Source organism: Streptomyces sp. NPDC046215, assembly GCF_040646215.1.
GTDB lineage: Bacteria > Actinomycetota > Actinomycetes > Streptomycetales > Streptomycetaceae > Streptomyces > Streptomyces stramineus.
Map to the genome: position 1 here is coordinate 25059 of NZ_JBEYZW010000080.1, position 6514 is coordinate 31572.

The 6514-nt window shown below is 75.7% G+C and carries 6 protein-coding genes; 2 read left to right on the forward strand and 4 right to left on the reverse strand.

Translation table 11 applies throughout. The features are described from left to right. The first annotated feature begins 30 nt into the window (after positions 1-30). The gene (locus ABZ951_RS27005; protein ID WP_344094133.1) at positions 31-1332 is read left to right on the forward strand and encodes a cytochrome P450; all 1302 of its coding nucleotides are present in this window, start codon (positions 31-33) and stop codon (positions 1330-1332) included. Here the strand turns inward: ABZ951_RS27005 and ABZ951_RS27010 are convergent. The 4 genes from ABZ951_RS27010 to ABZ951_RS27025 form a co-directional block, all read right to left on the reverse strand. Beyond that, positions 1310-2065: a hypothetical protein gene (locus tag ABZ951_RS27010; RefSeq protein ID WP_344094135.1), complete on the reverse strand. Its 756-nt coding sequence runs from the start codon at positions 2063-2065 to the stop codon at positions 1310-1312. The genes ABZ951_RS27005 and ABZ951_RS27010 overlap by 23 nt on opposite strands. 56 nt (positions 2066-2121) lie before the next feature. After that, entirely contained in the window at positions 2122-2940 is an 819-nt protein-coding gene (locus ABZ951_RS27015; RefSeq protein WP_361280885.1) for a hypothetical protein, read from the reverse strand. Positions 2941-3129: 189 nt separating this feature from the next. Beyond that, positions 3130-3894: a crotonase/enoyl-CoA hydratase family protein gene (locus ABZ951_RS27020; RefSeq protein ID WP_344086792.1), complete on the reverse strand. Its 765-nt coding sequence runs from the start codon at positions 3892-3894 to the stop codon at positions 3130-3132. Then, complete coding sequence (locus tag ABZ951_RS27025) at positions 3891-5537, reverse strand: acyl-CoA dehydrogenase family protein (RefSeq protein ID WP_344086795.1); 1647 nt, start codon at positions 5535-5537, stop codon at positions 3891-3893. Before ABZ951_RS27025 ends, ABZ951_RS27020 begins: the two co-directional genes overlap by 4 nt. Before the next feature lie 105 nt (positions 5538-5642). Here ABZ951_RS27025 and ABZ951_RS27030 point away from each other — a divergent pair, with 105 nt between their 5' ends. Beyond that, a complete protein-coding gene (locus ABZ951_RS27030; protein ID WP_344086798.1) occupies positions 5643-6389 on the forward strand; it encodes a PaaX family transcriptional regulator C-terminal domain-containing protein in 747 nt (248 codons plus the stop codon). Positions 6390-6514 lie beyond the last annotated feature (125 nt).

Genomic DNA, 6514 nt, shown 5'->3' on the forward strand with positions numbered 1-6514 from the left:
GCCGCCAGAGGAGGGCGTACGGTCCCAGAGGTGACCGCATCCGGGGTGACCGCCGACGTCTACCTCCCCGCGACCTACGCGCGCGGGGTGCCCTACGACCGGTTCCGGGAACTGCGCGAGACGCACCCGGTGTGCCGCGTCGGGGAACCGGCCGTCGGACCCTGGCCGCCCGGCCCCGGCTTCTGGGCGGTGTTCCGGCACGCCGACGTCCGGCACGTGCTGCGCAGCCCCGAGGTCTACTCCTCGTACCTGGGGGCCACCCAGATACCCGACCCGGACACCGAGGCCGACCTCGCGTTCGTCCGGTCCATGATGCTCAACCAGGATCCGCCCGCCCACGCCCGGCTGCGCCGCATCGTCGCCGCGGCGTTCAGCCCGCGGGCGGTGCGGGAGCTGGAGGCGGTCATCGAGGCCCGGGCCCGCGCCCTCGTCGACGCCGTGGCCGACGCCGGCGCGGCGGACTTCGTGGAGCTCACCGCCGACCTGCCCGTGCGGACCCTCGCCCACCTCATGGGCGTGCCGGAGGAGGACCGGCGGCTGCTCTTCGACTGGTCGAACCGCGTCATCGGCTACCAGGACGCCGACTACGCGGGGGCCGCCACCGCCGACCCCGCGACGCTGAGCCCGATGGGCCGGGCCGCCCTCGCCCACCGCCCGGCCACGCCCGTCCGCCCCGACGGAAGCGCGATCAGCCCCCGGTCCCGGGAGGCCCTCGCCGACCTGACCGCCTACGCGCACGCCCTGGCCGACCATGCCCGGCCCGGCAGCGTGCTGGCCCGGGCGCGCGAGGGCGGCCTGACCCGTGACGAATTCGAGACCATGTTCTTCCTCTTCGCGGTCGCCGGGAACGAGACGCTGCGCAACGGCATCCCGGGCGGCCTGCTCACCCTCCTCGACCACCCCGGGCAGTGCGCGCTCCTGCGGGAGAAGCCGGAGCTGATGCCCTCGGCGGTGGAGGAGATCCTGCGCTACTGGCCACCCGTCATGAACTTCCGGCGCACCGCCACCCGCGACACCACCCTCGGCGGGGTGCGCGTGCGGCGCGGTGAGAAGGTCGTCGTCTTCCACGCCTCCGCCAATCGGGACGAGCGCGTCTTCCCCGACCCCGACCGCTTCGACATCACCCGCACCCCCAACGACCACCTCAGTTTCGGCTTCGGCCCGCACGTCTGCCTCGGCGCCCGCCTCGCGCGCGTCCAGCTGCGGGCGATGCTGGGCACAGCACTGCACCGGCTGCCCGGCCTGGAGCGGGCGGGCGAACCGGTGCGGCTGACGTCGAACTTCCAGAACGGCCTCAAGCACCTGCCCGTCAGATGGAGAACAGGTCGGTGAACGGCCCGGTGGCGTCGCCCACTTCATGGCCGAAGGGCGAGTTGAAGTCCCAGACGAGGAAGAGGAGGAAGGCGATCAGCGAGGTGTAGAGCCCGGCGAGCAGCAGCTCCCGCGAGGTCCGCCTGATCTGCAGGGTGAAGATCATGCCCACCGCGACGGCGGCTCCCGCGATCAGCCCGAACCACACCACGCCCGGCATCGTCGGCTCGGCGTTCTGGGCCCGCACGCTCCGGGCGGCGGACGCCTGTGAGACCTGGTCCAGCAGCGGTTGGTACGACTGCCCCTCGTGGTCGTTGCGCGGCACGTAGGAGGTCACGTCCTCGCGCACCTTGGCGAGCAGCTTCGACCCCTTCTCGGTGAGCTCCCCCTTGTCGAGCATGTGCTGCCACTCCGTGTTCACCACGTGGCTCACATACGCCTCGACGTCCTTGCGCGTGCGGTCCCGGGCCTCCGGGGCGTACGCCTTCACCCGCTCGCTGACCTCGTGCAGGGCGGTCGCCTCCGTCTGCACGCTCTGCTGTGCGGCGCCGCGTCCCTCCCACACGCCGGCGATGGCGAGGCCCAGCACGATGGCGTAGACCACGCCCATCATCATCGTCATGTACTCGATCACGTCGGGGGTCTCGGAGGGGTCGTCCTCCTCCTCCGGACGCCGACCGCGGAGCAGGGTGATGGTCAGGACGACGGTGCAGGCGGCGACCATCGCGAGGACCAGGACCAGCCACTCGGACAAGGGGAACCTCCGGGAGAGGGAGCGGTGCGGAAGGGGGGAGTGGCGGCGGGGCCGGGTCAGCCGCGCCGGCCGCCGCTGCCGCCGCGCGGCCGCAGCATCGCCGCGGCGAGGACGGCGGGAGCGGTGAGCAGCAGGGTGACGGTGACCAGCGAGGGGCCGCCGTCGGGTGGCTTGACGTAGCTCTGGTGGTAGGCGTGGGGCCCGACGTGGGCGGGCGAAGGCGGCGGGGCCGGCGGGGTCGGTTTCGGTGGCGCGGCGGGCTCGGGGAGGACGGGCGCCGGGGGCGGCGGTACGGCCCGGGCCTTCGCGATAACCGGACGGACGGGGGCGGGCGGTGGCGTGGGCCGGGGCGGCGCGGGGGCCGGCCGGGCGGGCGGTGGTGGTGCGGGCGCGGGCGGGGCGGCCGTGGCCGGCGGCCGGGGCGGACGGTGGCGGCAGGTGCGGACCTCGGCCGCGCTCGCCCCGGTGTGCGCTCTCAGCACCAGGCAGCCGGAGCTGTCCCGGACGATCATCGCGGCGCCGTCACCCGAGGCGGCGATCAGCCCGCGGGGTAGCCCGTCGCCGGGGGGCCGGGGGCGGCCGGCGGGCGCGGGGAACTCCCAGGCGGAGGTGCGGGTTTCCACGGTGGCGCGGCCTGCGCCGGCCGGCCCGGTGCGGCGGGCCCGCACGGTGGCGGAGGGGGTGCCGGCGGCCGCGCGGGCCGTGCCGGAACGATCCGCCTGCGGGGGCCGGGCGCCGGGTGCGAAAGCTCCCGCGGACGGGGGGTCACCGGGATCGCCGGGATCGTCGCCCCCCGCCGGCCCGGCGCCCGCGGTCGCCAGTACGGCGACGCACGCCACGATTCCCGTTCGCCCTGCCCGTGCCCATCCACTCACGACGGAGATCCTCCCGGGGCCCGTAGCCCGATCCGCCGCCGCGGAGCGCGAATCCCTTCCAAGGGATGAAAAAATGTGGACTTTCTGTGTGCGACAAGCCGGGCAATGGCGAAGTAACGGGCGGGCGGGGAGAGGAAGTTCACCCGACGGGTCCGGCGCCGGCCGCTGCCGGGCCGGCGCCGTTCGCCGTCACGGGTCCAAGAAGTCCCCGTGCCGGCCCGACCCGGCGGCGAAGCGGGCGGCCCCGTCGGCCGCCTCCGCCAAGGACGCCGCGCCGTGGGCGAGTTCCGCGGCCATCGCCCGCTCCAGCGGGAGCCCCTCCTGGTCCAGCAGGGACGCGCGGTCGCCGCGCAGGCAGGTCTGCGGGAAGCGGGCGAGCCGCGCGGCCAGTTCCTCCGCCGCCGCCCGGGCCCCGCCTGTCGGCACCAGGCGGTTGGCCAGACCGATGGCGTACGCCTCGGCCGCGGGCACCGGGCGGCCGGTGAGGATCAGGTCCATGGCGCGGCTCGCCCCGATCAGCCGGGGGAGCCGGACGGTGCCGCCGTCGATCAGCGGCACTCCCCAGCGGCGGCAGAAGACACCGAAGACGGCGTCCTCCTCAGCCACCCGCAGGTCGCACCACAGCGCCAGCTCCAGGCCGCCCGCCACCGCGTGCCCGCTCACCGCCGCGATCACCGGCTTCGACAGCCGCAGCCGCGTGGGGCCCATGGGGCCGTCACCGTCGGGCGCGACCCTGTTGCCGTGCCCGGCGGCGAACGCCTTGAGGTCGGCGCCCGCGCAGAACGTGCCGCCCTCACCCCACAGCACCGCCGCCCGCGCCTCCTCGTCCTCCTCGAAGGCCCGGAAGGCGTCGGCGAGTTCCGCGGCCGTCGCCGCGTCCACGGCGTTGCGCACGGCGGGCCGGGAGAGGATGACGGTGGTGACGGGACCGGAGCGCTCCACGCGGACCGTCACCGCGCGTCCTTCGCCCGGGCACGCTCCAGGACCGCGCCCAGGTCCGCACCCGGCGGCAGCGTGCCGAAGGCGTTCCCCCAGTCGGCGTCCAGCCGGGAGGCACAGAAGGCGTCCGCGACGGCCGGGGTGCTGTACCGGACGAGCAGGCTGCCCTGGAGGACGAGCGTGAGCTGCTCGGCGACGCGGCGGGCGAGGAGCTGGGCGCGGCCGGGGTCGCCGAGCGAGCCGAGCAGGGCGCGCAGCCGGCCGGTGGCGGCGTCCAGCCGGGCGTCGGCGCCCGCCGCGGCGCCGACCTCCGCGAAGTAGGCGTCCAGGGCGGCCGGTTCCCGGGTCAGCGCGCGCAGGACGTCCAGGGCCGCCACATTGCCCGAGCCCTCCCAGATCGACAGCAGGGGCGCCTCGCGGTAGAGCCGCGGCATGCCGGACTCCTCGACGTAGCCGTTGCCGCCGAGGCATTCGAGCGCCTCCGCCGCGTGCGCGCTGCCCCGCTTGCACACCCAGTACTTGCCCGCCGCGAGGGCGAGCCGCCGCAGCGCCGCCTCCCCGTCGTCACCTGCCTCCGACCGGTCGAGCGCCGCCGCCAGCCGCATCGCCAGGACCGTCGCGGCCTCGGACTCCACCGCGAGGTCCGCCAGGACGTTGCGCATCAGCGGCTGGTCGATCAGCTCGGCGCCGAACGCCTTGCGGTGGGCGGCGTGGTGCAGGGCCTGCCGCAGCCCCGCCCGCATCCCCGCCGCCGAGCCGATGACGCAGTCCAGCCGGGTCATGTTGACCATCTCGACGATGGTGCGCACCCCGCGCCCCGGCTCCCCGACCGGCCGGGCGAGCGCCTGCTCGTACTCGACCTCCGCCGAGGCGTTGGAGCGGTTGCCGAGCTTGTCCTTCAGCCGCTGCAGGCGCATGGCGTTGAGGGTGCCGTCGGGCAGGACGCGCGGCATGAGGAAGCAGGTCAGGCCCTCTCGCGCCTGGGCCAGCACCAGGAAGACATCGCTCATCGGCGCGGAGGTGAACCACTTGTGACCGGTGATCACATACGAGCCGTCGCCCGCGGGCTCGGCCGTCGTGGTGTTCGCCCGGACGTCCGAGCCGCCCTGCTTCTCCGTCATCGACATGCCCGCGATCAGGCCCCGCTTGCCGAGCGGCGGCCGGAGCCCGAAGTCGTACGCGCGCGAGGCCAGCAGCGGCTCGTAGACGGCGGCCAGCTCCGGCTGGGCGCGTAGGGCCGGGACGGCGGCGTACGTCATGGAGACGGGACAGCCGTGGCCCGGCTCGGCCTGCGCCCACGCGTAGAACTTCGCGGCGCGCACCAGGTGGGCGCCTGGGCGCGGCTCCGCCCAGGGGGCGGCGTGCTGTCCGCTGCCGACCGCCTCGGCCATCAGCTGGTGCCAGGCGGGATGGAACTCCACCTCGTCGACGCGGTGGCCGAACCGGTCGTGGGTGCGCAGCACCGGCGGGTGGGCCTCGGCCGCCCGCGCCCACTCCTGCACCTCCTGCGACCCGGCCCGGGCCCCCAGCTCACGCACCTCCCGCTCGCCCCAGCCGCCGCCGTCGCGGCGCAGCGCCTCCAGCAGCGCGGGGTCGTCGGCGGTGGTGAAGCCGGTCAGGGGCGGGGGCTGGTTGAACACGTCGTGTGTGGCGCTCACGGGGAGACCTCCGGTCGGCGGGGGAGCTGCGGGCGGCGGGAGACGTCGGTATTACAGTTTCATGATGCGTGACGGAAGGCTGTAATGGATAGGGTTTCGGCAACCATGGACGACACCGGACCTCTCACCCTGCGCCCGCTCACCGCCCGCTCGATCGTGCTCTCCACCCTCCTCGGCCACCACCCGCCGGCCCTGCCGGCCCGCGCCCTGGTGCGCGTCGGCGAGCTCTTCGGCACCGCGGAGGGCACCGTCCGCACCGCCCTCACCCGCATGGTCGCCGCCGGTGACCTGCGGCAGGACGACGGCGAGTACCGGCTCACCGAGCGGCTCCTCGCCCGCCAGGCCCGGCAGGACGACAGCCTGGCTCCCCGCACCCGCCCCTGGGACGGCGGCTGGGAGATCGCCGTCGTCACCACCGACCGCCGCCCGGCCCCCGACCGCGCGGCCCTCCGGCAGGCCATGGCGGCTCTGCGCCTGGCCGAGCTGCGTGAAGGGTGCTGGCTGCGCCCGGCCAACCTCGTCCGCGAGCGCCCCGCCGTCGTGGCCGACCAGTGCACGGTGTTCACGGGCGCCCCCGAAGGCGACCCGGCCCGGCTCACGGCCGGCCTGTGGGACCTGGAGGGCTGGGCGGCGCGGGCCCGCGCCCTGGAGGCGGCCCTGCGCCCGGGCGGCCTGGCCGAACGCTTCACGGTCTCGGCGGCGGTCCTGCGCCACTTGCTGGCCGACCCGGTCCTGCCCGCGGCCCTCCTGCCACGGGACTGGCCGGGCGAGCGGCTCCGCGACCGCTACGCGGCCTTCGACCGGGATTTCCGCGAGCTGCTGCTGCGGCACATCGGCGTCCGGGAGCGGTGAGAGGGGCCGGGCGGGCGGGCCCGCCCGCCCGGCCCCCAGGCACCGGCCCGGCCGCCGGCCCCTGCCCGGTCGCCGCGAGCATGTCCGTCGGGGACTGGGCGGGGTGCAGCCCGATGTTAAACCGG